This window comes from Methylobacterium sp. B1, assembly GCF_000333255.1.
GTDB lineage: Bacteria > Pseudomonadota > Alphaproteobacteria > Rhizobiales > Beijerinckiaceae > Methylobacterium > Methylobacterium fujisawaense.
The window spans coordinates 1-2,433 of sequence record NZ_BACT01000304.1; the positions used below are offsets into that span (position 1 = coordinate 1).

Annotated in this window: 2 protein-coding genes; both read right to left on the reverse strand. The window is 73.0% G+C overall.

Annotated features, from left to right (window positions below; all coding sequences use genetic code 11):
- On the reverse strand, positions 1–1,175 hold a 1,175-nt coding region (locus tag I53_RS08950), incomplete at its 3' end, for a phospholipid carrier-dependent glycosyltransferase (RefSeq protein WP_043349378.1).
- Positions 1,176–1,263: 88 nt separating this feature from the next.
- On the reverse strand, positions 1,264–2,433 hold a 1,170-nt coding region (gene metC, locus I53_RS08955; RefSeq protein WP_043349380.1), incomplete at its 5' end, for a cystathionine beta-lyase.

Here is a 2,433-nt window from a genome sequence, read left to right on the forward strand (position 1 = left end):
GTCAGGCGCGCGCCCCGCAGGCGCGGATCCAGCGCTCCGCGGGACAACGCCAGCACGGTGAAGATCGCGAGCCAGGGCATCAGCGGCAGCACGTAGTGGGGCAGCTTGGTGGGCACCGCCTCGAAGATCAGCCATGCCGGCAGCACCGCGGCGATGAGGAAGGCCACGGCGGGCTCCCGCCGCGCCCGCCACGCGAAGGGCAGGCTCATGGCCGCGAAGGCCGCCCCGGGCCAGAAGGTGGCGAAGAACACGAGCGCGTAGGCTCCGGGTGGCCCCCAGTGCCGCTCCGCCGCCCCGCCGACCTTGCCGAGCATGTCGTGCCCGACGGCCTCGGCGTAGAAGGCGCCGCCGCTCTTCCAGGTGATCGCCGCGAACCAGGGCGCCACCAGCAGGAGCGTGAGGGCGAGGCCCGGCCAGGGCCGGAGGGGCAGCAGCCAGCGGGCGGATCGCGCCCGGAGCGACAGGCCGAGCGCCGGCAGCGCGACGAAGAGCGGCACCATCGGCCCCTTCACCAGGATCCCGACCGCCATCCCGAGCCAGAATGCCGCAAAGGTTGGTCCGGAGGTCGGCCCTGAGGTCGGCCCAGAGGTCGGCCTGCCGTCCCGCGGCGCCAGCCAAGCGCGGGCGAGTGCGGCGAGGCTCGCGGTGGCACAGGCGGCGAGCAGGGCGTCGGTCTTGGCGAGGTGTGCCTCGGCCGAGAGCATCAGGCAGGCGCCGTAGAGGGCGGCCGCCAGCAGTGCGGGCCGGCGGGGCAGGAAGGCCAGCGCCGCCCAGTAGGCGAGCAGCACCGAGGCGATGGCGCCGATCAGCGAGGGGATGCGGTACAGGGCGATCTGGGTGCGGGCCCCGGGCACGCCCAGCGCCTCGCCGGCCGCCACGGCGGCGGCCTGGGCCCAGTAGATCCCCACTGGCTTCTTGTGCCGCGCTTCGCCCTGGAAGCGGATATCCACGAGGTCGCCGCTCTCCAGCATCTGCTTCGAGGCCTGGGCGAAGCGCGGCTCGTCCCGATCCATCGGCTGCAGGGAGATCTGGCCCGGCAGGAACAGGATCAGGCACAGCGTCAGCAGGGCGGCGACGGCCCGGCCATGGGTGAGGCTCAGCGCGTCGAGTCCGCGGCCGATCCGGTCGACTGGGGCGAGGCGCGGAGCGCCGTCGGCGGAGAGGCTCGTGGTCATGCCGGGCCGGTCAATCAGGATCGGGCGGGAAGGTCAAATGCAGCCGCGTCGTCGCCGGTCGCCCCCCGCCGTCGGCGCCCCGATCCGCCTACGTGGCGGCCCGCAGGCGCGCGAAGCCGGCATCGAGGTCGGCCTTGAGGTCGGCGGTGTCCTCGAGGCCGATATGGAAGCGCAGGGCCGGTCCGCCGGGCGCCCACTTCGTGGCGGTCCTGTAGCCGGCACAGTCGAACGGGATCACGAGGCTCTCGAAGCCGCCCCAGGAGAAGCCCATCCCGAACAGCTGCAGCCCGTCCAGCATGGCGGCCAAAGCCACCTCGGGCACCGGCTTGAGGATCACGCCGAACAGGCCCGAGGCGCCCGCGAAGTCGCGCGTCCAGATCGCGTGGCCGGGATCCTCGGGCAGGCCGGGATGGAGCACGCGCAGCACCTCGGGCCGCGCCTGGAACCATCGGGCCATCTCCAGCCCGGCGCGGCCGTGCTCGCGCAGGCGCAGGTTCATGGTGCGCAGTCCGCGCAGCGCCAGGAAGATGTCCTCGGCGCCGGCGCACATGGCGAAATGGTCGAAGGTGCGGCGCACGGCCGGGTAGTAGCGCGCGTTGGCGGAGGTCAGGCCGATCAGCAGGTCCGAGCCGCCGCTCAGGTACTTGGTTCCGGCCTCCACGGCGATGTCGACCCCGCGCTCATGCGGCGGGAACAGCAGCGGCGTCGCCCAGGTGTTGTCCATGATCACGCAGGCGTCGCGGGCGTGCGCGACCTCGGCGATCGCGGGCACGTCCTGCATCTCGAAGCTCTGCGAGCCGGGGGCCTCGACCAGCACGGCCCGGGTGTTCGGGCGCATCAGGTCCGCGATGCCGGCCCCGATGATCGGGTCGTAATAGGTGACCTCGACGCCGTAGCGCGCCAGCACGCCGTCGCAGAACTGGCGGGTCGGCCGGTAGGCGGAATCGGTGACGAGGAGATGGTCGCCCGCCGAGACCGCGGCCATCAGCGCGACGGTGAGCGCCGCGAGGCCCGAGGGCGTCACGACGGTGCCGGCGGCGCCGGCGAGCTCCGTCCAGGCGGTCGTCAGCGCATCCATGGTGGGCGTCGCCGAGGTGCCGTAATTGTAGCGCCCGCGCCGGTTCTTGATCGCGTCGTAGGTCGGATAGAGGACCGTCGAGCCCCGATAGATCGGCGTGTTCACGAAGCCGTGCTGCTCGCCCGGATCGCGCCCCGCATGCACGAGGCGCGTCGCGGGCGCAAAGGTCTGCTGGGCGTC